Origin of the sequence: Rhizobium sp. Root1334, from assembly GCF_001426665.1 — a bacterium.
Taxonomy (GTDB): Bacteria; Pseudomonadota; Alphaproteobacteria; order Rhizobiales; family Rhizobiaceae; genus Pararhizobium.
The window spans coordinates 31,452-56,503 of sequence record NZ_LMEY01000030.1 but is presented as its reverse complement, the minus strand read 5'-3'; the positions used below and the strand labels follow the sequence as shown (position 1 = coordinate 56,503).

The 25,052-nt window shown below is 59.6% G+C and carries 19 protein-coding genes; 17 read left to right on the top strand and 2 right to left on the bottom strand.

The genetic code is table 11. From position 1 onward, the window contains the following. The first annotated feature begins 10 nt into the window (after positions 1–10). From ASD36_RS27525 to ASD36_RS27475, 11 genes are all read left to right on the top strand, one after another. The gene (locus tag ASD36_RS27525) at positions 11–295 is read left to right on the top strand and encodes a sarcosine oxidase subunit delta (protein WP_060505929.1); all 285 of its coding nucleotides are present in this window, start codon (positions 11–13) and stop codon (positions 293–295) included. After that, on the top strand, positions 292–3,249 hold the full coding sequence (locus ASD36_RS27520) for a sarcosine oxidase subunit alpha family protein (RefSeq protein ID WP_060505928.1): 2,958 nt from the start codon (positions 292–294) through the stop codon (positions 3,247–3,249). Before ASD36_RS27525 ends, ASD36_RS27520 begins: the two co-directional genes overlap by 4 nt. A 13-nt stretch (positions 3,250–3,262) precedes the next feature. Then, entirely contained in the window at positions 3,263–3,823 is a 561-nt protein-coding gene (locus tag ASD36_RS27515; protein WP_060505927.1) for a sarcosine oxidase subunit gamma family protein, read from the top strand. A 181-nt stretch (positions 3,824–4,004) separates the two neighbouring features. Beyond that, entirely contained in the window at positions 4,005–6,431 is a 2,427-nt protein-coding gene (locus ASD36_RS27510) for an FAD-dependent oxidoreductase (RefSeq protein WP_060505926.1), read from the top strand. A gap of 306 nt (positions 6,432–6,737) precedes the next feature. Beyond that, a complete protein-coding gene (locus tag ASD36_RS27505) occupies positions 6,738–7,640 on the top strand; it encodes a branched-chain amino acid ABC transporter permease (protein WP_060505925.1) in 903 nt (300 codons plus the stop codon). A gap of 4 nt (positions 7,641–7,644) precedes the next feature. Further along, positions 7,645–9,030: a high-affinity branched-chain amino acid ABC transporter permease LivM gene (gene livM, locus ASD36_RS27500; protein ID WP_060505924.1), complete on the top strand. Its 1,386-nt coding sequence runs from the start codon at positions 7,645–7,647 to the stop codon at positions 9,028–9,030. Further along, positions 9,030–9,920, top strand: a complete 891-nt coding sequence (locus ASD36_RS27495) for an ABC transporter ATP-binding protein (RefSeq protein WP_162246396.1) — start codon at positions 9,030–9,032, stop codon at positions 9,918–9,920. The genes livM and ASD36_RS27495 overlap by 1 nt, the downstream gene beginning before the upstream one ends. Then, positions 9,917–10,642 (top strand): ABC transporter ATP-binding protein, encoded by a 726-nt coding sequence (locus ASD36_RS27490; RefSeq protein ID WP_060505922.1) that lies wholly within the window; start codon positions 9,917–9,919, stop codon positions 10,640–10,642. Before ASD36_RS27495 ends, ASD36_RS27490 begins: the two co-directional genes overlap by 4 nt. A 118-nt stretch (positions 10,643–10,760) precedes the next feature. Further along, positions 10,761–11,105, top strand: coding sequence for a DUF6867 family protein (locus tag ASD36_RS27485; protein ID WP_060505921.1), 345 nt, complete (start codon positions 10,761–10,763; stop codon positions 11,103–11,105). A 122-nt stretch (positions 11,106–11,227) separates the two neighbouring features. After that, on the top strand, positions 11,228–12,349 hold the full coding sequence (locus tag ASD36_RS27480) for a branched-chain amino acid ABC transporter substrate-binding protein (protein WP_060505920.1): 1,122 nt from the start codon (positions 11,228–11,230) through the stop codon (positions 12,347–12,349). Positions 12,350–12,537: 188 nt separating this feature from the next. Beyond that, positions 12,538–13,512 carry a D-glycerate dehydrogenase gene (locus ASD36_RS27475; RefSeq protein WP_060505919.1) on the top strand — a complete coding sequence of 325 codons (975 nt, stop codon included), beginning with the start codon at positions 12,538–12,540 and terminating at the stop codon, positions 13,510–13,512. A 4-nt stretch (positions 13,513–13,516) separates the two neighbouring features. Here the strand turns inward: ASD36_RS27475 and ASD36_RS27470 are convergent, their stop codons facing one another. After that, complete coding sequence (locus ASD36_RS27470) at positions 13,517–14,440, bottom strand: response regulator (RefSeq protein WP_060505918.1); 924 nt, start codon at positions 14,438–14,440, stop codon at positions 13,517–13,519. Continuing rightward, positions 14,433–17,822, bottom strand: a complete 3,390-nt coding sequence (locus tag ASD36_RS27465) for an ATP-binding protein (protein WP_060505917.1) — start codon at positions 17,820–17,822, stop codon at positions 14,433–14,435. The genes ASD36_RS27470 and ASD36_RS27465 overlap by 8 nt, the downstream gene beginning before the upstream one ends. Before the next feature lie 313 nt (positions 17,823–18,135). On the opposite strand from ASD36_RS27465, the gene urtA reads away from it, so the two are divergent. The 6 genes from urtA to ASD36_RS27430 all read left to right on the top strand — a co-directional run bounded on the left by urtA (position 18,136) and on the right by ASD36_RS27430 (position 25,043). Then, a complete protein-coding gene (urtA, locus tag ASD36_RS27460) occupies positions 18,136–19,425 on the top strand; it encodes an urea ABC transporter substrate-binding protein (RefSeq protein ID WP_060505916.1) in 1,290 nt (429 codons plus the stop codon). 319 nt (positions 19,426–19,744) lie between these two features. After that, entirely contained in the window at positions 19,745–21,352 is a 1,608-nt protein-coding gene (gene urtB, locus ASD36_RS27450; RefSeq protein ID WP_060505914.1) for an urea ABC transporter permease subunit UrtB, read from the top strand. After that, positions 21,349–22,542 (top strand): urea ABC transporter permease subunit UrtC, encoded by a 1,194-nt coding sequence (gene urtC / locus ASD36_RS27445; protein WP_060505913.1) that lies wholly within the window; start codon positions 21,349–21,351, stop codon positions 22,540–22,542. The genes urtB and urtC overlap by 4 nt, the downstream gene beginning before the upstream one ends. A 5-nt stretch (positions 22,543–22,547) precedes the next feature. After that, positions 22,548–23,300, top strand: a complete 753-nt coding sequence (gene urtD, locus ASD36_RS27440) for an urea ABC transporter ATP-binding protein UrtD (RefSeq protein WP_060505912.1) — start codon at positions 22,548–22,550, stop codon at positions 23,298–23,300. 207 nt (positions 23,301–23,507) lie between these two features. After that, the gene (gene urtE, locus ASD36_RS27435; RefSeq protein ID WP_060505911.1) at positions 23,508–24,203 is read left to right on the top strand and encodes an urea ABC transporter ATP-binding subunit UrtE; all 696 of its coding nucleotides are present in this window, start codon (positions 23,508–23,510) and stop codon (positions 24,201–24,203) included. 6 nt (positions 24,204–24,209) lie between these two features. Next, positions 24,210–25,043 carry an urease accessory protein UreD gene (locus ASD36_RS27430; RefSeq protein WP_060505910.1) on the top strand — a complete coding sequence of 278 codons (834 nt, stop codon included), beginning with the start codon at positions 24,210–24,212 and terminating at the stop codon, positions 25,041–25,043. The last annotated feature ends 9 nt before the right edge of the window (positions 25,044–25,052 follow it).

Here is a 25,052-nt window from a genome sequence, read left to right as displayed (position 1 = left end):
TCTGAAAAGCATGGCGAGCCTCATTCACTGCCCGCATTGCGGCGTCCGGCCGAAGGAAGAGTTTTCGATCCGCGGCGACGCGTCGCTGGTCCGCCCCGATCCGGAAGCGTCCGACGAGGCCTGGAACGATTACGTCCATATCCGCAGCAATCCGCGCGGCCGCTACCGCGAGCATTGGCAGCATGTTGCCGGTTGCCGCCGCTGGCTGGTGGTCGAGCGCGATACATTCACCCATGAGGTGTTTTCCGTCACGGATGCTGCCGCTGCCACTGTTGCGCGGGAGGCTGGCCGATGACAGCGTATCGCCTTGCCTCCAGCGGTCTGGTCGATCGCAGTGCGCCTCTCGATTTCCGGTTCGATAACCGGAACCTGACCGGATTTTCGGGCGATACGCTCGCCTCTGCGTTGCTTGCCAATGATCAGCTTCTGGTCGGCCGCAGCTTCAAATATCACCGGCCACGCGGCATCGTCACCGCCGGGCCGTCCGAACCGAATGCGCTCGTCACCGTCGGCAAGGGCGCGGATAGTGACCCGAACACCAAGGCAACGGTTGCCGAACTTTATTCCGGTCTGGACGCCCGCAGCCAGAACCGGTTCCCATCGCTGAAATACGATATCGGCGCCGTCAACGGCCTGTTGTCGCCGTTTCTTGGAGCAGGTTTCTACTACAAGACGTTCATGTGGCCGGCGGCCTTCTGGGAGAAGATCTATGAGCCCATCATCCGCAAGGCGGCAGGGCTTGGACGCGCAGTGCTTGAACGCGATCCGCAGGCCTATGAAAAATGCTGGGCGCATTGCGACCTGCTGGTTGTCGGCTCTGGCCCCACGGGGTTGATGGCGGCGCTTGCCGCTGGCCGCGCGGGCTTGCGGGTCATTTTGGCGGACGAGGATTTCAGGCTGGGCGGTTCGCTGCTTGGCGAGACTGCGCGGATCGGCGACGCTTCTGCGCAGGATTTTGCCGAGAGGGTCCTCGCGGAACTCCGTTCCTTGCCAAATGTGACGATGATGCCGCGCACCACTGTTTTCGGTTGGTACGATGACAATGTGTTTGGCGCGGTCGAGCGGGTGCAGAAGCATGTGGCGCTGCCGCAGGCGAAACTGCCGGTCGAACGGCTTTGGCGGATCATCGCAAAGCGGGCGTTGCTGGCGACAGGTGCCGAGGAACGGCCGCTGGTCTTCGGCGGCAATGACAAGCCGGGTGTGATGATGGCCGGCGCCATGCGCACCTATGCCAACCGCTTCGGTGTGGCGGCCGGAAAATCGGTGGCAATTTTCACCAATGGCAGCGCCGGTTACCGCACAGCCGCTGATCTTACGGCGCATGGTGTCGACATTGCTGCGATCATCGACAGCCGCGCTGATGGTTCTGATCGTGCGCCGGACGGCGTTCGGGTCATTCGATCGGCGTCGGTCATCGACACCAAGGGGCGTCAGCGCGTAGCCGGTGTCGTGGTAGAGCGCTCGGGCTTCGAGCAGACGATTGCCTGCGATGCGATCGGCATGTCCGGCGGCTGGAACCCGATTATCCATCTTGCCTGCCAGCGCGGAGCCAAGGCCGTCTGGTCCGAGGATTTGAAGACGTTTCTGGCGCCGGACGTTGGCAATGGGCTTGTTGTCGCCGGGGCCGCGGCGGGGCGCTACACTTTGGCTGGCTGTCTGAAGGACGGTGCGGACAAAGCGGCGGTTCTCGCTGCCGATCTCGGATTTTCGGCCGTTTCCCACACGGCGCCTGCCGTCGAAGGCGAAATCGATCCCTCGTTTACGGCGCTGTGGTATTCGCCGGGCGCCAAGGCAAAGGCCTTTGTCGATTTCCAGAACGATGTCCACGTCAGGGATATCGGGCTTGCCCTGCGAGAGGGCTTTGGCCATGTCGAGCATGCCAAGCGTTACACGACAAACGGCATGGCGACCGATCAGGGCAAGCTCTCCGGCATCAATGCCACTGGCCTTCTGGCCGCGATGCAGGGCATCAGTCCGGCCGATGTCGGCACGACCACGTTCCGGCCGTTCTACACGCCGGTCGCCTTCGGCGCATTGGCGGGAACATCGCGCGACGAGCATGCCGCGCCGGTGCGCAAATCGCCGTTGCATGGTTGGGCACAGCGAAACGGTGCCGTGTTCGTCGATTCCGGCCTGTGGTTCCGCCCCGCCTATTTTTCGCGCGGTGGCGAAAAGACCTGGCGCGAAAGCACCGACCGGGAAGTCCTCACTATCAGAGAAAATGTGGGTCTCTGCGATGTCTCGACGCTCGGCAAGATCGAGATCTTCGGGCCGGACGCTGCGGAATTTCTCAATCGGCTTTACTGCAATCCGTTTTTGAAGCTGCCGGTCGGCAAGGCACGGTACGGCTTGATGTTGCGCGAGGATGGCATGGTCTATGACGATGGCACGACCAGCCGGTTGTCGCACGAGCATTTTGTCATGACTACCACCACGGCGCTGGCCGGCGGCGTCATGTCCCATATGGAATATTGCGCGCAGGTGCATTGGCCGGATCTCAAGGTGCGCTTCTGCTCCTCGACCGATCAATGGGCGCAGATGGCGATTGCTGGGCCGAAGGCGCGCCTGGTCCTGCAAACGCTGGTCGAGGATGATATTTCCGACGCGGCCTTTCCGTTCCTTGCCGCCGGTACCGTCACCCTGAGGGGCGGACTGAAGGCGCGGTTGTTCCGGATCTCGTTTTCGGGTGAATTGGCCTATGAGCTTGCGGTGCCTGCGGGGCTTGGTGAGGCCGTTGCCGATGCCATCATGGAAGAGGGCAGGGCGCATGGGATTTGTGCTTACGGGCTGGAGGCCCTGAACGTTCTGCGCATCGAAAAGGGACACGTCACGCATGCCGAATTCGATGGCCGGGTAACGCCTGACGATGCAGGCTTCGGCCGTATGGTCTCGGCGCAGAAACAGGACTTCATCGGCAAGCGGCTTTCGACCCGTTACGGTCTGACGGCCGCCGACCGCATGCAGATGGTTGGATTGAAGCCGGTGGAAACGGACCAGCATATCCGCGCCGGAGCGCATCTGTTGCGCGAGGGTGCAAAGCCATCGACACTGAACGATCAGGGGTATGTCAGCTCCGCCTGCTTCTCGCCGACGCTTGGACACGATATCGCGCTGGCCTTCCTCAAATCGGGCCGCGAGCGCTATGGCGAACGGGTCGTCGTCTGGGACAAGCTGGCAGGCGCCGAGACGGTGGCGGAAATCTGCAATCCTGTCTTCGTCGATCCCGGCAACACGAAACTGAACTCCTGAGGCGGATGCGGACATGAGCAGAACCTATATTTCCCGCCATCCCCTGGATGATCTGCTGCCGCTGGAACCGGGCATTCGCGCGGTTGACCATCTGGATATTCCGCGCGTTGTCGCAATCGTTTCGGTTATGGCTATGGACGGCGAGGAGGCTTCTGTGGCTGCTGGATTGGCTGCTTCGGGCGATGCGTCAGCCCGCTTTTCGGGACCCGGCGAGTGGCTGGCTGTGTCGCAGCCGCAAACGGCGGAAAGCCTGCATCGCAATTTGTCCCTGCTTTTGGCAGAGACGGCCTACATTGTCGATCAGAGCGATGGCCGCGTCGTTTTCAGGCTGTCCGGCCCCAATGTCCGGCGGATCCTTGCCAAGGGCATTGCCACCGATCTGCATCCGGCGATCTTCGAGACCGGGACATCCGTCAATGTGCTTTGCGGCCATATCAGCGTCAATCTGGCCCGCACCGGTGAGAACGAATTCGAGCTGATCGTCATGCGCAGCTTCGCCGTCGCGCTCTTCGATGATCTGAAAGTGATGGGCCGGGAATTCGATCTCTCCGCCGGTTTCTCCGTCCGGGGATAAAAGCGGCATCGCATGACGTTTTTACGGCGCTCCTGAAGTAGCCGATGGCGGGAATGGGCAAGACCTGTTCGCAGGGATATCTTTCACAGCGGCGGCTTTGCCGGTACGGTTTCGACAGCCAAGATTTCGCTTAACTGAGCGGGATGCTTTTCGCAAGCAATCCCGAAACCGGAGAATATCCATGAAAAGCCATGCCAGGGTCGTCGTTATCGGCGGCGGCGTCGTCGGTTGCTCGATCCTTTATCATCTGACGAAGTTCGGCTGGACCGATGTGGTACTTCTGGAGCGCTCGGAACTCACCTCCGGTTCCACTTGGCATGCGGCCGGCGGCATGCACACGATTAATGGCGATCCGAACGTCGCCAAGCTGCAGAAATATACGGTCGAACTCTACAAGGAAATCCAGGAGTATTCCGGCCAGGACATCGGCCTCCACATGACGTCCGGCATGATGCTGGCGGCAACCAAGGAGCGGTTCGACTGGATGAAGTCGATCCTTGCCAAGGGCCGATATATGGGGCTGGAAGCCGAGCTTTTGACGCCGAAGGAAGCGCATGAGCTGATGCCGCTGCTTGATCCCACGCAGTTCGTTGGCGCCGTGTTCGATCCGGTCGAGGGCCATCTCGATCCCTATGGCACCACCCATGCCTATGCCAAATCCGCCAAGAAGAACGGCGCTGATATCTACCTGCACACCAAGGTGGAGGATCTTGTCCAGCTGGAGGACGGCTCATGGCGGGTGATCACCAACAAGGGTGAGATCATCGCCGAGCATGTCGTCAACGCCGCTGGTCTGTGGGCACGCGAGGTTGGCCGCATGACGGGGCTGGAACTGCCGGTGCTGGCCATGGAGCACATGTATCTCATCACCGAGGACATGCCGGAAGTCATCGAATTCAACCAGACGCGCGGCAAGGAACTGATGCATTGCGTCGATTTCGATGGCGAGATTTACCTGCGCCAGGAACGCAATGGCATGCTGATGGGTACCTATGAAAAGGCCTGCCGCCCGTGGTCGCCGATCACCACGTCATGGGACTTCGGCCATGAATTGCTGGCCGAGGATATCGAGCGTATCACGCCTGAACTCGAAGTCGGTTTCCGCCACTTCCCGGCCTTCAACAATGCCGGCATCAAGAAGATCATCAACGGCCCCTTCACCTTCTCGCCGGACGGCAACCCGCTCGTCGGCCCGGTGCGTGGCCTCACCAACTACTGGTCGGCCTGCGCCGTCATGGCCGGGTTTAGCCAGGGCGGTGGCGTCGGTCTGGCGCTGGCCAACTGGATTATCTATGGCGACCCGGGCTTTGACGTGTTTGCCATGGACGTCTCGCGTTACGGCGATTTCGCCACGCTCGGCTTCACCAATGCCAAGGTGCGCGAAAACTATTCCCGCCGCTTCTCGATCCGCTATCCGAACGAAGAATTGCCGGGTGCGCGTCCGTTCCTGACCACGCCGATCTACGACAAGCTGAAGGACGCAGGTGCCGTCTTCGGGGCCTCCTATGGGCTGGAAGCGCCGCTGTGGTTCGCGCCGAAGGGCGAGGAGGACAAATTCTCCTGGCGCCGCTCCAACGATTTCGACGTTGTGGGTGCCGAAGCCAAGGCTGTGCGGAACAGCGTTGGTGTGATGGAGACCTCCGGCTTTGCCAAATACACGATCACCGGCAAGGGCGCGGAAGCCTGGCTCGACCACATGCTGACCTGCCGCATCCCGGCTATTGGCCGGATGTCGCTGGCGCCGATGCTGAAGGACGACGGCAAGCTGATCGGCGACTTCACGCTGGCAAAGCTCGGGGAAGGGGATTTCCTGCTGATCGGCTCAGGCATTGCGGAAGATTACCATATGCGCTGGTTCGAGAGCCATCTGCCGAAGGGCGGCTCGGTGACGCTGAAAGCGTTGAACCTGCAGTTGGTCGGGCTGTCGATTGCCGGCCCCAATTCCCGTGCGCTGATTTCCAAGCTGACGCATCTCGATATGTCCGACGAGGCCTTTGCCTTCATGGATATCCGCCGGATGGATCTCGGCATGGCGCCTGCAATCGTCGGCCGTGTCAGCTACACCGGCGATCTCGGTTATGAAATCTGGATGAAGCCGGAATATCAGCGCTATCTCTACGACCTGATCATGGGGGCTGGTGCAGAATTTGATATCAGGCCGTTTGGGCTGCGGGCGCTTAACGCGCTGCGAGTCGAAAAATCCTTCGGCAGCTGGTCGCGCGAATACCGCCCGCTTTACGGGCCATTCGAAGCCGGGCTCGGGCGATTCGTTGCCCTGAAGAAGGATGCTGACTTCATCGGCAAGCAGGCGGCGGCCAGGGAAAAGGCCGAAGGCGGCACCTTGCGGCTACGCACTTTCATCATCGAGGCCAGGGACGCTGATGTGATCGGCGACGAGCCGATCTCGCTGAACGGCAAGGTCTGTGGCTGGGTGACATCGGGCGGCTATGCCCATGCGTCCGGTGTTTCGGTGGCGATAGGCTATGTTCCAAAGGAGGTTGCGGATGAGGTCGAGGGGTGGCAAGTTGAATTGCTGGGCGAGATGCTGCCCGCCCGCCTGCAGATGCAGCCGCTTTTCGATGCCAACGGTTCGCGCATGCGATCCTGACCGTTCGATTGCAGTCGCGGCATTTCATAGACCCGGCTGGCGTTGAACGCGCTCGCCGGGGCGAGGCCATGTTTAACCGTATAATTCACGGTCTTATGCCCAAAAACAGGGCGTAAACTGCACTATTTTTGATTTTTCGACTGTTTAAGCGTCAATATCACTAAAATGGGAAAGAAATTCAGGAAAGCATCATTTTAAGCTTCACTTTTGGTCTGAAAGCATTATGGAATCCTCTATCGAAAAGGCTCAGAAAGAGCCACGAAAAGAAGAGGTCTGACCTACTAGGATCAGACCCGGGGGATATTGATGGAGTATTTTGTCCAGCAGCTCGTCAACGGGCTGACTCTTGGCTCTATTTACGGTTTGATTGCCATTGGTTATACAATGGTTTACGGCATTATCGGCATGGTGAACTTCGCTCACGGCGATATCTTCATGCTTGGCGGTTTCGCAGCACTTATTGTTTACCTGGTTCTTGTGGGTTTGTTCGGCGGTGTTCCGATCGCACTTGCCCTTTTCGTCATGATCATCGTGGCGATGCTGATGACCGGGTTGTGGAACTGGGTCATTGAGAAGATGGCTTACCGCCCGCTACGCGGTTCGTTTCGCCTCGCGCCACTGATTACCGCGATCGGCATGTCCATCGCTCTGTCGAACTTCATTCAGGTGACGCAAGGCCCGCGCAACAAGCCGATCCCGCCGCTGGTGTCGTCGGTTTACAATGTTTTCGGCATCTCGATCTCGTTGAAACAGATCATCATTGTTGTGGTGACTGCGGTTCTGCTGACGATCTTCTGGTATATCGTCAACCACACGCCGCTTGGCCGTGCGCAGCGCGCCACCGAGCAGGACCGCAAGATGGCGGCATTGCTGGGCATCGACGTCGACAAAACCATCTCGATCACCTTCGTCATGGGCGCGGCGCTGGCTGCTGTCGCCGGAACCATGTACCTGATGTATTATGGTGTCATCGTCTTCACGGATGGCTTCACGCCGGGCGTCAAGGCCTTCACGGCCGCGGTTCTGGGTGGCATCGGCTCACTGCCGGGAGCTGTGCTGGGCGGTCTGATGATCGGGCTCATCGAGTCTCTGTGGTCTGCCTATTTCACCATCGACTACAAGGATGTCGCGACATTCTCGATCCTCGCCATCGTGCTGATTTTCAAGCCGTCTGGTATTCTGGGTCGGCCGGAAGTCGAGAAGGTATAATTCAATGGCAAACATTACCAACACACCTGAGAGCGCCGGCAGCAATCTGATGGCGCGGGCTCTGCGCGAGGCGTTTTATGCGGGCCTCGTCGCCCTTGGCCTGTTCGTTCTGTTCGTCGGCCTGAAGACCGACCAGAACATCCTGAACGAGTTGGTCCTCGTTCAACGCTGGGGATTGCTGGCGGTTTTCGTCGCCATCGCCGCGGTTGGACGCTTCCTGTCGGTGGCCTTCATCCGTCCCTATCTCGCTGAGCGCAAGGCTTCAAAGGCCAGTGCAGGCGTGAAGGAACCCGGCTTCGTGACGCGCAACTTCAGCATGATCGCGGTCGCGGTCCTGCTTGTCTATCCGCCGATCATGGTCGCCATTTTCGGCTTCCAGGGCTCGTTGAAATGGGTCGATAATTTCGGCATCCAGATTCTGATCTACGTGATGCTGGCCTGGGGCTTGAACATCGTTGTTGGCCTCGCGGGCCTTCTTGATCTCGGTTATGTCGCCTTCTATGCTGTCGGTGCATATTCCTACGCATTGCTGTCGTCTTACTTCGGTCTGTCGTTCTGGGTCCTGTTGCCGATGGCCGGCATTTTTGCGGCTCTCTGGGGCATGATCCTCGGTTTCCCGGTTCTGCGTCTGAAGGGCGATTACCTGGCGATCGTGACGCTCGCCTTCGGCGAAATCATCCGGCTGGTTCTGATCAACTGGACCGCCGTTACCAAGGGTACCTTCGGTATCTCCGGTATCGCCAAGGCCTCGGTTTTCGGTATCTGGTCGTTCGATGTCAGTGCATCGAACAATTTCGCCAAGGTATTCGGGTTGCCGATGTCGTCGGCATACTACAAAATCTTCCTGTTCTACCTGATCCTGGCGCTCTGCCTGCTGACAGCCTTCGTGACGATCCGTCTGCGCCGCATGCCGATCGGCCGTGCCTGGGAAGCATTGCGCGAAGACGAGATCGCCTGCCGCTCGCTCGGCATCAATACGGTGACGACCAAGCTCACGGCATTCGCAACGGGTGCCATGTTCGGTGGCTTTGCCGGCTCCTTCTTCGCCGTTCGCCAGGGCTTCGTCTCGCCGGAAAGCTTCGTCTTCCTGGAATCGGCTATCATTCTTGCCATCGTGGTTCTGGGCGGCATGGGCTCGCTGATCGGTATCGCTGTTGCGGCGACGCTGATGATCGGTGGCACCGAGTTGCTGCGTGAAATGGAATTCCTGAAACATATCTTCGGGCCTGATTTTACCCCGGAACTCTATCGCATGCTGATCTTCGGCCTGGCCATGATCATTGTCATGGTGTGGAAACCACGCGGCTTTGTCGGCTCGCGCGAACCCACGGCATTCCTGCGAGAGCGCAAGAATGTCTCCGGCAGCTTCACCAAGGAAGGTCACGGTTGATCATGGCCGGAACGAATACGATGACGAAAGATCCAATCCTCAAAGTCGACCATTTGTCGATGCGCTTCGGCGGCCTGATGGCCATCAACGACCTGTCGTTCGAAGCCTATCGTGGCGACATCACTGCACTGATCGGCCCGAACGGGGCCGGCAAGACCACGGTGTTCAACTGCATCACCGGCTTCTACAAGCCGACGATGGGCATGATCACGATGCGGCAGAAGGCGGGCAAGGAATACCTGCTCGAGCGCATGTCGGATTTCGAGGTCAACCGCGACGCCAAGGTGGCTCGTACGTTCCAGAATATCCGGCTTTTCTCGGGCCTGACGGTTCTGGAAAACCTCCTGGTTGCGCAGCATAACAAGCTGATGCTGGCATCGGGCTACACGGTTCTCGGCCTTCTTGGATTTCCTGCCTACAAGCGGGCGGCGGCGCAGTCGATCGAACAGGCAAAATATTGGCTCGACAAGGCAAACCTGATTGACCGGGCCGACGATCCGGCGGGCGATCTGCCTTACGGCGCCCAGCGCCGTCTGGAAATTGCCCGCGCGATGTGCACCGGGCCCGAATTCCTCTGCCTCGACGAACCGGCAGCTGGACTCAATCCGCGCGAATCGCTGGCGCTCAACGAGTTGTTGCGCTCAATCCGCAAGGATACCGGAACCTCAATCCTGCTGATCGAGCACGACATGTCCGTGGTCATGGAAATTTCCGACCATGTCGTCGTCCTGGAATACGGTCAGAAGATTTCGGATGGCAATCCGGACCATGTGAAGAACGATCCGAAGGTTATTGCGGCCTATCTCGGCGTTGAAGATGATGAGGTCGAAGAGGTGATCGAACAGATCGAGGAAATCGCCGAAGTTGCGCCGGGAGATACGCACAAATGAGCGGTAACCTTCTGCATGTAAAAGACGTCGAGACTTATTACGGCAACATCAGAGCGCTTGCGGGCGTCGAGGTGGAAGTCAAGCGTGGCGAAATCGTCTGCATGATCGGCGCCAACGGTGCCGGCAAGTCGACACTGATGATGACGATCTGCGGCAGCCCGCAGGCCAAAACCGGCTCGGTTATTTTTGACGGGCAGGACATCACCCGGATGCCGACGCATGAGATCGCGCGGCTGCGGATCGCCCAGTCGCCGGAAGGACGGCGGATATTTCCGCGCATGACGGTTTATGAAAATCTTCAGATGGGCGCCAGCCTCGACAATCTGAAATATTTCAACGAGGACGTGGAAAAGATCTTCACGCTGTTTCCGCGCCTCAAGGAGCGCCAGGCGCAGCGCGGTGGAACGCTTTCGGGCGGCGAGCAGCAGATGCTGTCGATCGGCCGCGCGCTGATGGCACGTCCGAAACTGCTGCTTCTCGACGAGCCTTCGCTTGGTCTGGCGCCGCTGATCGTCAAGGGCATCTTTGCCGCGATCAAGAAGCTCAATGAAGAGGAAGGCCTGACGGTATTCCTCGTCGAGCAGAATGCCTTTGCCGCCCTGAAGCTGTCGCACCGTGGTTACGTCATGGTCAACGGCAAGGTGACGATGAGCGGCGGCGGCAAGGAGTTGCTGGCCAATCCGGAAGTGCGCGCCGCCTATCTCGAAGGCGGTCATCATTGATGGCATTCCGGCCCGCGTCAGAGGTTTCCTTGGAGCCGGGCCGGTTTGCCTATCCGATATATTGGAGCGTTCGCATGCGGTTTGAAAATCGCACGGCGCTTTGAAGGGGAGAAACGGAATGCAAGGCATTCTCTACGAAGAACCCTCGGTTCTGTACTTCGCGCTGATCACCATCGTGATGGGTGGATGGACGGCGTGGCGCACCGGAAAGAGTGCGGCCGAAGGCTGGAGCGGCTACCGGGTCCTGGTATTCTATACGCTACTTCTGGGTGTGGCGATCCGGTTCATCCATCATGCGCTTTTCAACGGCAGCATGTTGACTTTACAGTACTATGTCGTGGACACGATCATTCTTTTGCTGTTTGCTACGGCTGGTTATCGTTACTACCGTACGCAGCAGATGACCAACAATTACTACTGGCTTTACGAGAAGGTGTCGCCTTTCTCGTGGAAGTCAAAATGACAGAGGGAACCCCGCGTCAGAGCCTTTGATACTGGCACGGAGATAAGAATACCGGCGCGATTATGGTGGGTATCGTGACTGGTTTAAAAAGGCACCCGCTCAATTTTTTTGGGAGTAACAAGATGAAAAAGTCACTTTTGTCAGCTGTTGCGCTGACTGCAATGGTCGCTTTCAGCGGCACTGCATGGGCTGACCTGCTGGTTGGTGTTGCTGGCCCGCTGACGGGTCCGAACGCAGCCTTCGGCGCACAGCTCCAGAAGGGTGCTGAGCAGGCCGCAGCAGACATCAATGCTGCCGGTGGTATCAATGGCGAACAGATCAAGATCGTGCTCGGCGACGACGTTTCCGATCCGAAGCAGGGCGTTTCCGTTGCCAACAAGTTTGTTGCTGACGGCGTCAAATTCGTAATCGGCCACTTCAACTCCGGCGTCTCGATCCCGGCTTCGGAAGTCTATGCTGAAAACGGCATCTTGCAGATCACTCCTGCATCCACCAACCCGGTCTTCACCGAACGCGGCCTGTGGAACACCTTCCGTACCTGCGGCCGTGACGACCAGCAGGGTGCTGTTGCCGGTGCTTACATCGCTGCAAACTTCAAGGACGCCAAGGTTGCCGTCGTTCACGACAAGACGCCTTACGGCCAGGGCCTTGCTGACCTGACCAAGGCTGCGATGAACGAAGCCGGCGTCAAGGAAGCCGTCTACGAAGGCATCACCGCTGGCGACAAGGACTTCTCGGCTCTGATCGCCAAGATGAAGGAAGCCGGTGTATCGCTGGTTTACTACGGCGGTCTGCACACGGAAGCTGGCCTGATCATGCGCCAGATGGCTGACCAGGGCCTGAAGGCAACCCTGATGTCCGGCGACGGCATCGTCTCGAACGAACTTGCTTCGATCGCTGGTGACGCAGTCAACGGCACGCTGATGACGTTCGCTCCGGATCCGCGCAAGAACCCGGCTGCAAAGGAGCTCGTTGAGAAGTTCCGTGCCAACGGTTTTGAGCCGGAAGCCTACACGCTCTACTCCTACTCCGCTCTGCAGGTTATCGCTGAAGCTGCCAAGACCACCGGCGGCAACGATCCGCAGGCTGTTGCCGAGAACATCAAGGGCAAGGGTCCGTTCAAGACCGTTATCGGCGAGTTCGGCTATGACGAAAAGGGCGACATCACCCGTCCGGACTACGTCATGTACACCTGGAAGAAGGGTGACGACGGCAAGTACAGCTACTTCGAAAACGACAAATAATCGTTCTCAGGTGAGCACTGATAGTCCTTCTGGACTGCGAAAGGCTCGGCATTGCCGGGCCTTTTTGCATTCGGCATGCGTCATCGCCGGTTGCCGTTTTTGGCAAGTCTGTTTCAACAAACCAGCGGCTGGATCGCGGGCCGTCCTGTGTTAGATGTCTGATTTGAAGTTTTGAATCGGAGCAGACCATGAACGGAAAACCACGCATTCTTGTGACCCGGCGCTGGCCGGATGCCGTCGAGCGTGTGCTTGCCGAACGGTTCGACGCATCATTCAACACCTCGGATGTTGCTATGGATGCCAAAGCTCTTGCCGAGGCGCTTCAATCGTTTGATGCCGTGTTGCCGACGGTGTCCGACCGTCTGCCAGCGTCGCTGTTTGAAGAGGGCGATCTGCGCACCCGAATCCTGGGGAATTTTGGTGTCGGTTACAATCACATCGCTATCGCGGCGGCAGAACATTACGGGATAACCGTCACCAACACGCCGGGGGTACTGACCGATTGCACGGCCGATATCGCCATGTCGCTGCTGCTTTCGGTGGCGCGCCGGGCGGGGGAAGGTGAGCGGGAGGTTCGTGCCGGACAATGGACCGGCTGGCGGCCAACGCACATGATCGGGACTAAGGTAACTGGAAAGACGCTGGGCATCATCGGCTTCGGGCGGATCGGCAAGGCGATGGCCAAGCGCTGCCATTTCGGGTTCGATATGGACGTGGTTTTTTACAACAGATCGAAGATCGATCCGGTGGAAGCCGCACGCTATGGCGCACGGCAATTGGATACCGTGGAGGACGTGTTGGCGGCTGCCGATTTTGTGTCGCTGCACTGCCCGGGCGGCGGCGAAAACCGTTATTTGATCAATGCGCAGCGGCTGGCAGTGATGAAGCCGGGCGCCTATCTGATCAACACGGCACGCGGCGATGTGGTGGATGAGACTGCGTTGGTTACGGCGCTGGAAACCGGCACGATTCGGGGCGCAGGGCTGGATGTCTTCGAGGCGGAACCGAATGTTCCGGAGCGCCTACGGGCGTTGGAGAACGTCGTTCTCCTGCCGCATCTTGGCAGTGCGACCGAAGAAACGCGCACGGCCATGGGCATGAAAGTGGTGGAGAATATCACCGCGTTCTTCGAAGGCCGGGAGCCGCCCGACAAGGTTGCTTGATCGACTATTCCTGGCGCAACGCGTTTGCGGCCTTCACAGCCGCAGACGCCCGATTTTCAACGCCGAGCTTCACATAGATCTGTTCCAGATGCTTGTTGACGGTGCGGGCGCTCAGGCCAAGAATCTCGCCGATATCGCGATTGGATTTGCCCTTGGCGATCCAGAGCAGGACCTGCCCCTCGCGCACCGTCAGTAAGAAATTCTGTCGAAGGATTTCGTCGTCGCTGGTTTGGCTGACGCCGGTCAGCCGGAACAGGAATTCGTCACCGCCGATTGCTCCGAGATAGGCGAGTTGCAATACCGGCTGTCCGTTCTGATGGATCATCAGCGGGCCATCCTTGGATACCCCGTGTTTTTCACGTTCCTGCAACCAGCCGCAAATATGCACCGCCAGCGTATCCAGGCCGTCGTCGCGGCCTGTTGCAGCATTGACAAGGCGGGTCGCCTGCGGTGTCGACCACTGGATGGTGCCATTGCTGCGCACGGCAAGCAGATGCCGCCCTGCCGCGTCCAGCGCCACCCGGGCGCTTTGTGCCGAGCGCGCATTGGCGAGATGAACGCGGATACGGGCGCGCAGTTCGTCGATATTGATCGGCTTGGAGAGGTAATCGACGCCGCCGGATTCGAGTGCGTGGACGATGTGTTCGGTTTCGGTCAGCCCGGTCATGAAAATCACTGGCACCTGCGCCACGGACGGATTGGTCTTCAGTGTCCGGCAGGTTTCAAAGCCGTTCATGCCGGGCATGACGGCATCCATCAGGATGACGTCCGGCGTGATGCGGTCGACGACATTGATGGCCGCATTTCCAGAGGTGGCGATCAGCACGGAGAAGCCGGATTGCTCCAGTGCGTCGGTGAGAAAACCCAGTGTTTCCGGGGAATCGTCGACGATGAGCACGATATCGCGCGGATGCACTGCTTCATTCACCGGCCGATCCCCCCTGTTTGTTGATGTTCTGCAGGAAGTCGGCATAGCCGGCAAGGTCGAAAGCTTGGACATAGGTCTTGACCGCATCGGTAAACGGCTGGTTTTCCTCCTGCCGGGCGAGATCGGCGAGTTTGGCCTCGATACCCCGGACATAGCCGATTTCACCGAGCCGGATCAGTTCCTCGACATGGGCAGCGCCGGGGTTCGTCATGGTGCGTTTGGGCTTGGCCTTGAACGCCGGTTGCACCGTGTCGCGATAGATCCATTCTAGGGTCAGATGCACCGCCAGCTTGTCCTGCAACTGGCGGATATCGAAGGGTTTGGCCAACGTATCGTTGTGGCCCGTATGGGTGTCGGCGGCCGTGCCGTCGCCGATATTGGCCGACACCATGATGACCGGCGCCGTTTGTTCATGATCGCGCAGCCGTGTGACCAATTGCCAGCCGTTCATACCGGGCATCGAGATGTCGATGAGGAAAAGGTCAGGTTTGATCCCCTCGATCAAGGTCAGGCATTCCATGCCACCGGCAGCCGTCAGCACGACGAAATCGAGCGGCATCAGCACTTCGCGCATCAGGTCGCGATGATCCTCGTTGTCATCGACCACGACGATGGTGCGGCGTGGTCCGGCGTAGCCGGCGATCTTGCGGACCGAGGGAAGGGTGGCGGCCGGGCGATTGATCGCCGACAGCATTAGCCGCACCCGGAAGGTCGACCCCTTGTCGCGCTCGCTATCGACGACGATCTCGCCGCCGAGTGTCTGGGTCAAAAGCCGGGTGATTGTCAGGCCGAGGCCAAGGCCGGGCATCGGCCGGATATGCTCGGCCTCGCCGCGCTGGAAGGGTTCGAAGATCCGCGGCAGGTCGGCCTGTGATATGCCGCGGCCGGTGTCGGAGACCGTGAAGGCCGCCACCTGGCTGCGATAGGCGACGTCGAAACGGATGGTGCCGGTATCGGTAAATTTTATGGCATTGGAGAGCAGGTTGACGAGAATCTGGCGCAGGCGCTTCTCGTCGGTGCGGACATATTGCGGCAGGGCGCTTGCGCGTTCGTGCTCGAAAAACAGCCCTTTGGCCTGCGCTTGCGGGCGGAACATATCGGTGATCTGGTCGAGGAAATCCTGGATATTGATCTCGTTGGAATAGACCTGCAGGCGCCCCGCCTCGATCTTGGAAATATCCAGCAGGCCGTCGATGAGGCCGGAGAGATGATCGGCGCTGCGCTTGATGACCTTGATCGCCGACTGGCGTGGGGCGGGTATCGTTTCGTCGCGCTCGAGAATTTGGGCATAGCCGAGCACGGCGTTGAGCGGCGTGCGCAGCTCATGGCTGAGGCCAACCACATAACGGCTCTTGGCCCGGTTGGCGGCCTCCGCCGTCTCCTTGGCATATTGCAGGGCGGCGTCGGTCTTCTTGTGGGCGGCGATTTCCTTGAGCAGCAGGGTATTTTGGCGCGAGGATTCTTCCTCGGCCACCAGGCGGCTGTCATGCGCCAGCACGTAAAACCAGCAGACGACCCCGGTCACCACGGCAAAAACGAAAAAGACCACGCCGACGGTGCGGTTGATCACCGAGGCTGTCTCCGGCGAGGCCGTGCCGGTCTGATGGGCGATCATCGCCAGAATGATACCGATACCGGCAACCGACAGAACGACGGCGATGCCATATCGGCCGAGCCGGGTGGACAGCGTTTCCATCACCTTTTGCGGCAGCAAGGCCTTGGCCGCCACCGCTGTCTGCGCGTTGAAGCGCGCATGCGGTTTGCACATGTCGTGGCAGCGGCTGTCGAGCGAGCAGCACAGCGAGCAGATCGGCGCGGAATAGGCAGGGCACCAGGCCATGTCCTCCGGCTCGAACGGGTGTTCGCAGATCGAACAGGTAACGGTCGATAGCGTCTTCCAGCTCTGGCGCGGCTTGCGGGCCAGGTAATATTTGCCCTTTGTCACCCAGGCGATGGTGGGCGAGACGAGGAAGGCGGTGATCAGCGCGATATAGGGCGCAAGCGACGCGGCCATGGCGCCAAACACGCCGAAATGCGCCGTCAACGCGATCAGCGCCGATGCCGTCATGGCACCAGTGCCGACTGGGTTGATATCGTAGAGATGGGCGCGCTTGAACTCGATGTTGGGTGGTGCCAGCCCCAGCGGCTTGTTGATGAACAGATCGGCGGAGATCGTGCATAGCCAGGCCATGGCGATGATCGAGAAGATGCCGAGCGTTTCTTCCAAGAGCTTGTAGATGCCGAGTTCCATCAACAGCAGCGCGATGGCCACATTGAACATCAGCCAGACGACGCGGCCGGGATGGCTATGGGTGAGGCGGGAGAAGAAATTCGACCAGGCGAGCGAGCCTGCATAGGCGTTCATGACGTTGATCTTCAGCTGCGACACGACGACGAAGGCGGCCATCAGCAACAGCGCCGCATTGTGCCACGGGATCATGTAGCCGAACGCTGTCAGGTACATATGCGCGGGGTCGGCGGCATCCTCGACCGGAACGCCGGCGCTGAGACAGAGGACGACCAGGAACGAACCCGCCAGCAGCTTCGGCGCGCCGACGATTACCCAGCCGGCGCCGGCCAGGAATACGGCAAGCCGGTGATGCAGCTTGCGCTGGCCTTCCGGCGGCAGGAAGCGGAGGAAATCCACCTGCTCGCCGATCTGCGCCATCAGGGCGAGGATAACGGCGGAGGCTGCGCCAAATTCCAGCAGCGAGAACGGTGCGAGCGTACCGGGTTCGCCGAATGGCTTGCTGGTGCCGGGAAAGGCAAGCCAGAGGTCGAACTTGCTCCAGTCGGCCAGCGCGATGAAGGTAAAGGGTGCGATATTGAGGATGATCCAGAACGGCTGGGTCAAAAGCTGAAACTTGCTGATCAGCCGGACACCATGGGTCACCAGCGGGATGACCATAACGGCGCTGATGATATAGCCGATCCAGACGGGGATGCCGAGTGCCAGCTCCAGCGCCGCCGACATGATCGAGGCTTCGATGGCAAACAGCATGAAGGTGAACGAGGCGTAGATCAGCGACGTGATCGTCGAGCCGATATAACCAAAGCTGGCGCCGCGCGTCAAAAGGTCGATATCGACGCCGTGGCGGATGGCATAGCGGCTGATCGGCAGGCCGACGCCGAGCATGACGAGGCTGGCGACGAGAATGGCGATGATGGCATTGGTGGTGCCGTAGGACAGCGTGATGGCGCCGCCGATCGCCTCCAGCGCCAGAAACGAGATCGCCCCGATCGCCGTCTGCGAAATGCGCTGCGAGGAGAATTGCCGGGCGCTCTTGGCGGTGAACCGCAGCGCGTAGTCTTCCAGCGTCTGGTTGGCGACCCAGCGATTGTATTCGCGGCGGACCGGGATGATGCGCTGGCGTGCGGTCATGCCTAATTTATATTCCCGTTCTTTATGTGATCAATGATTGGGCAATGTCCTCCGGTCTACGATTTTTTGCAAGTGCGAGATGCCGATTGATTTGGGGATGGGGATTTGTTTTCACCGCAGGGACGGCGAACGCGGAACCGCTTGCCACGGGCGTCCGGTGAATGTCGTCCCAGCTGTATTGCAGTGCACACTTCGCCCCGGCGACTACGTTAATTGACGTATACAGAATCCGGAAACCCGGGCGGATAGTTTCCCTACGAACGGCAAAGGTCTCCCAAGCGCCGTCGTCAAAAGAACGAGAGGGGTTCACATCATGAAATTCAAATCCCAGATTCTGGGCGCGTTTCTGGCTGGCGCGCTCGCCACAACAGCATTTTCCAGCGTTCATGCCGCTGAAGACACCATCAAGGTCGGCGTGTTGCATTCGCTCTCCGGCACCATGGCAATCTCCGAGACGACGCTCAAGGATGCCATGCTGATGCTCATCGAAGAGCAGAACAAGAAGGGCGGCCTTCTCGGCAAGAAACTCGAGGCCGTCGTTGTCGATCCGGCCTCTGACTGGCCGCTGTTTGCTGAAAAAGCCCGCGAGCTGATTTCCGTCGATAAGGTCGCTGCTGTCTTTGGTTGCTGGACGTCGTCGTCGCGCAAATCGGTCCTGCCGGTTTTCGAAGAGCTGAATTCGATCCTGTTCTACCCGGTCCAGTACGAGGGTGAGGAATCCTCGCGCAACATCTTCTACACCGGTGCCGCTCCAAACCAGCAGGCCATCCCGGCCGTCGACTATCTGATGAACACCGAGGGTGTCGAACGTTTCGTGCTGGAAGGCACCGACTACGTCTATCCGCGCACCACCAACAAGATCCTCGAAGCCTATCTGATCGCCAAGGGTATCCCAAAAGAGGATATCATGATCAACTACACGCCATTCGGCTTCTCCGACTGGCAGACGGAAGTGACGAAGATCAAGGAATTCGGTTCGGCCGGCAAGAAGACGGCCGTCGTTTCGACCATCAACGGCGATGCCAACGTGCCGTTCTACAAGGAGCTCGGCAACAAGGGCATCAAGGCAACCGATATCCCGGTCGTCGCCTTCTCCGTCGGCGAAGAAGAGCTGGCCGGTCTCGATACCAAGCCGCTGGTTGGTCACCTCGCCGCGTGGAACTACTTCCAGTCCGTCGATGCGCCTGCCAATGCTGAATTCATCAAGCAGTGGCATGCCTTCACCAAGAATGACAAGCGCGTCACCAACGATCCGATGGAAGCCGCCTATATCGGCTTTAGTGCCTGGGTAAAGGCCGTCGAGGCTGCTGGAACCACCGAAACCGATGCCGTTCTCGACACGATCATCGGCACCAGCGTACCGAACCTTTCGGGCGGCTACTCCACCGTGATGCCGAACCACCACATCACCAAGCCGGTGCTGATCGGTGAAATCCAGGCCGACGGCCAGTTCGAAATCGTCCAGCAGACCCCACAGGTCGTTGGCGACGAATGGTCGGACTTCCTGCCGGACTCGAAGGATCTGATCTCCGATTGGCGCAAGCCGATGTCCTGCGGCAACTTCAACGTTGCAACGGGCAAGTGCGGCGGCAAAGGCTCCTGATGTCAACGATTACCCGCTGATTTCATCAAGCTCAGCATATTCCGGCAACGGCCTGACGGCCATTTCCCAGAAATCATTCTCATGACGTCTTGATTGAAATGCCAATACCCTCCGTCCAGACCCTGTCTGGGCGGAGGGACCTGCATCCCGACATCTGGCATGTTTTCTGCTTGGCTCAGTTGGGACGCGGCTCCTGGATGCCGGTCCCCATCGATGTGCTCGTCGAGCGAGCGGAGTGCGGAAAACTTAAGCAACAGCGCCGGCATAACGTGTGTTTCGTCAATGCACGGCGCCCGAGCCAACGGAACAAGAAGAGCTCATGTATCGCGCCATCCAAACCTTCCTTGTTGCTCTCTGCCTGCTGATCAGCTGCCTGGCAACGGGCCTGCGCGCTGAGGAGAACATCCGGCCGCTGGTCGATGCGCTGGGCGCTACGGCTTTCCCGCAGAAGATCGAGGCCGTCAAAGCGTTGGCCGCATCGGGTGATCCTAAGGTCGGTGACATCCTGAAGAACCTCAGCGACGGCAAGCTTTATGCGCCGAAGACCGGCGGTGCGGTCTATCTCGAAGGTTCGGCCGACGGTACCTATCTTGATGTGCTGACAGGGGCCGCGGTCTCTGATGCTCCCGGAAACCTTGCGAAAATCCGGTTGAACAATGGCCTGCGCGGGGCGATCGGCACGGCGCTCAGCCAGTTGACGCTTCTGAGTCCGGATCGTTCCGCCCGCCTTGCGGCGGCGCAGGACCTGCTCAAGGACGCCAATCCGGACAATCTGACCCTTTTGAATTCGGCACTGGTTGAGGAAAAGGATGCCGAGATCAAATCGACCATGGAAGCGGCGCGTGCCGTTATCCTGCTCAAGACCGACGCCACAGCCGAAGACAAGAAAGCCGCTATCGACACGATTGCCGCGCGCGGAAACCGCGACGCCCTGACGATTCTGACGGCAGCGATGGCCAATGCGCCTGATGACCTGAAGCCGGTGATCCAGACCCATGTCAATGCGATCGAGCGAAGCCTTGCCGTCTGGGATATCGCCCAAAACGTTTGGTATGGCCTGTCGCTCGGTTCCGTCCTGCTTCTCGCGGCCATCGGCCTTGCCATCACCTTCGGGGTCATGGGCATTATCAACATGGCCCATGGCGAGATGGTCATGCTCGGGGCCTACACGACCTACGTGGTGCAGCAGACGATCGCTGCGGTCGCGCCGGGAATGGCCGATTTTTCGCTGGCGTTTGCGGTTCCTGCGGCCTTTCTCTTCACCGGCCTGGTTGGCGTCGGCATCGAACGCAGCGTCATCCGCTGGCTTTATGGCCGTCCGCTCGAAACGCTGCTGGCCACCTGGGGCATCTCGCTGATCCTGCAGCAGGCGATCCGCACCATCTTCGGCCCGACCAACCGTCAGGTCGACAATCCAAGCTGGATGTCGGGTGCGTTCGAGATCGGCGGGCTTGCGATCACCTACAATCGCATGTGGATCATCGTCTTTTCGCTGGGTGTCTTCGTCGCCTTGCTGCTGCTGCTCAAACGCTCCAAGTTCGGCTTGCAGATGCGCGCGGTCACCCAGAACCGGCGGATGGCTTCGTCGATGGGTATCCGTACCCCCTGGGTCGATGCGCTCACATTCGGGCTCGGATCCGGCATTGCCGGCATGGCGGGGGTGGCGCTCAGCCAGATCGACAATGTCTCGCCCAATCTCGGCCAGAACTACATTATCGACAGTTTCATGGTCGTGGTCTTCGGCGGTGTCGGCAATCTCTGGGGGACGCTGGTGGGCGCGCTGACACTTGGCATCGCCAACAAGTTTCTGGAGCCCTATGCCGGTGCGGTGCTCGGCAAGATCCTCATTCTCATCTTCATCATTCTTTTCATCCAGCGGCGGCCACGCGGCCTGTTCGCGCTCAAGGGAAGGGCGGTCGAACAATGATCACGCAAATGCTTTTCAGCCAGCACGAAAAGAAGACGGTCTGGGCCGTTTGCCTCATCCTGCTTGCCGCAATCCTCGTACCGCTCGCCAATCTTCTGATCCCGGAAGACAGTGTCTTTCATGTCCCTGGCTATCTGGTGCCGCTGCTTGGCAAGTATCTTTGCTATGCGCTTCTGGCCTTGGCGCTTGATCTCGTCTGGGGCTATTGCGGCATTCTTTCGCTCGGTCATGGCGCGTTCTTCGCACTCGGCGGATATGCCATGGGCATGTATCTGATGCGCCAGATCGGCGATCGCGGCGTCTATGCTAATCCGCTGCTGCCGGATTTCATGGTGTTCCTCAACTGGCAGGAACTGCCGTGGTACTGGTATGGCTTCAACCATTTCGCCTTTGCAGCGCTGATGGTGCTTTTGGTGCCCGGATTGCTGGCCTTCGGCTTCGGCTGGTTTGCCTTCCGCTCGCGCGTTACCGGCGTCTATCTGTCGATCATCACCCAGGCGATGACCTATGCTCTGTTACTAGCCTTCTTCCGCAACGAGATGGGTTTTGGTGGTAACAATGGCCTGACCGATTTCAAGGAAATTCTCGGCTTCAACGTTCAGGCCGGTGGTACGCGCGCCGCACTTTTTGCGGCAACCGCCATCGCGCTGGCGTTGGCTCTGGTTCTGAGTTCCGCCATTGTCCGCTCAAAATACGGCAAGGTGCTGGTCGGCGTGCGCGATGCGGAAAGCCGGACCCGGTTTTTGGGCTACCGGGTCGAGAATATGAAGCTGTTTATCTTCACCGTCTCGGCGATGATGGCGGGCGTGGCCGGTGCGCTCTATGTGCCGCAGGTCGGCATCATCAACCCGGGAGAGTTCGCCCCGGCAAACTCGATCGAAGTGGTGATCTGGACGGCGGTTGGCGGGCGCGGCACGCTGATCGGCCCGATCATCGGCGCCATCCTCGTCAATTTCGGCAAAAGCGTGTTTACCGCGGCCTTCCCGGAATTCTGGCTGTTTGCACTCGGCGCCCTGTTCGTCGCCACGACCTTGTTCCTGCCAAAGGGCGTGGTCGGCACGGTCCAGCAGTTCCTCGCCCGGCGCAAGGAACAGAAACAAGCAGATGCCGCTGAAAAAGTCTATCAGGACAAGGCTGCGGCCAGGGCCGAAAGCCGGCTGGCCACGCTTGAACCCCTGGCTGCGGAGTAAGATCGATGGATGCAAAGACCTCACGCAGCCTGCTTTATCTCGATGGCGTCTCGGTATCGTTCGACGGGTTCAAGGCGCTGAATTCGCTGTCCTTCGTGGTTGAGCCCGGTGAACTCAGGGCTATCATCGGCCCGAACGGGGCAGGCAAGACGACGATGATGGATATCATCACCGGCAAGACCCGGCCGGATAGCGGCCAGGTGTTTTTCAACGGCGATATCGATCTGACCAAGAAGGACGAGGCCGACATCGCCCAGCTCGGCATCGGCCGGAAGTTTCAGAAGCCGACGGTGTTCGAAAGCCATACCGTCTGGGACAATATCGAGCTGGCGCTCAACCGGAAACGCGGCGTTTTCTCGACCCTGTTTTACCGGCTGACGGCGGAGGACAAGGTGCGTATCGAGGAAATCCTCGAAACGGTGCGCATGACCGCGCGCAAGGACGATCTGGCCGCCAATCTCTCGCACGGGCAGAAACAGTGGCTGGAGATCGGCATGCTGCTCGCGCAGGAGCCGAAACTGCTTCTGGTCGATGAGCCCGTCGCCGGCATGACCGATGCGGAAACCGCCGAAACCGCCATCCTGCTCAAGGAAATCGCCAAGACCCGCTCGGTCGTCGTCGTCGAACACGACATGGGCTTCATCCGCGATCTCGGCGTCAAGGTGACGTGCCTGGCGGAAGGCTCGGTGCTGGCCGAAGGCTCGATCGATTTCGTCAGCAACGATCCGAAAGTGATCGAGAATTATCTGGGGCGGTGAGATGCATTATAACGTTTCGATGTTCTGCGGCCGGTGGATGCCGGTTTCACCCCCCTCTGTCGCTTTGCGACATCTCCCCCACAAGGGGGGAGATCATTCTCTTTCCTCGATTGCGCTGATGCCAATGGCAATCTCCCCCCTTGTGGGGGAGATGTCGACGCCGCCGACAGAGGGGGGTGAAGCCACAACTTCTGAAGGTGATCAACTATGCTGACCGTCGACAACATCAATCTCCATTACGGTGCGGCTCAAGCCCTCCGTGGCGTTTCCATTACAGCGCCCATGGGCAAGATCACCTGCGTTCTCGGCCGCAACGGCGTCGGCAAGACCAGCCTGCTTCGGGCGATTACCGGCCAGCATGGGCCAAGCGCCGGCACGATTACCTTCAACGATACGGTGCTGAACGGCATGGCGCCCTACAATCGGGCCAAGCACGGCATTGGTTTCGTGCCGCAGGGGCGCGAGGTCTTTCCGCTGCTGACGGTCAAGGAAAACCTGGAATCGGGCTATGCGCCGGTGGCGCGCAAGGACCGGTTCATTCCGGAGGATATCTTCAACCTCTTCCCCATCCTGCGCTCGATGCTCGGCCGCCGCGGCGGCGATCTGTCGGGCGGGCAGCAGCAGCAGCTGGCGATTGGCCGGGCGCTGGTCACCCGGCCCAAAATCCTCGTCCTCGATGAGCCGACGGAGGGTATCCAGCCATCGATCATCAAGGATATCGGCCGGGCGATCCAGTATCTGCGCGATTCCACCGGGATGGCGATTCTGCTTGTGGAACAATATCTTGACTTCTGCCGGGAGCTTGCAGACCATGTTTACATCATGGACCGTGGCGAGATCGTGCATGAAGGCCCGGCCGAGACGCTGGATACGCCGGAAGCGCGCCGCCACCTGACGGTTTGACGGCAGATGGCTGAAGTAGCAGCAGGGATCGCTCCGCAAAGGGCGTGGGGCAAAGGGCGGCTGGTGGCAAAGCCGTTTGCGGGGCGTACCCGGCTTGCCGAATTCTATCAGGAAGGCTGCGCCAAGATCCGGTTGCCGGACACATTCGACACCACGATGGAAGCGGTGCTGATCAACAGTTCCGGCGGTCTGACGGGGGGCGATCATATAGAATGGTCGTTTGCAGCCGGTGACGGCACCCACCTGACATTGACCACCCAGGCCTGCGAGAAAATCTATAAAGCCAGCGCCGGGACGGCCGCGGTGAGTGCGCGGATTTCGCTGGGGCAGGGAGCCACAGTGCATTGGCTGCCGCAGGAAACCATCCTGTTTGACCGGGCCTCGATATCGCGAAAGCTGGAGGTCGATCTTGCTGATGGGGCGGAATTTCTGGCGGTCGAGGCCGTGCTTCTGGGGCGCAAGGCGATGGGCGAGGCGATGCGGGAAGGCCTGTTTCAGGATCGCTGGCGCATTCGCAAGAATGGCGCGCTGCTGCATGCCGAAAATCTGCGGCTTTCCGGCGATATCTCCGGTTTGACGCAGGAACGCGCGGTGCTCGGCGGGCAGGTGGCTTTCGCGACCGTGTTTTACACCGGCGCTGATTGCGAGTTGCATCTCGACAAGCTGCGCGGTCTGATCGGCGGCATTGCGGGCGGCGTGAGCTGCTATCGGGTGGGAGGCGAAGACAAGCTGATTGCCCGCCTCGTTGCCGCCGATGGTTTTGCCTTGAGAAAAATCCTCATCCCGGTCATTTCGCACTTGCGCAAGGGCGCCTCTGTGCCGAAAGTCTGGAACCTGTAATTGACCCAT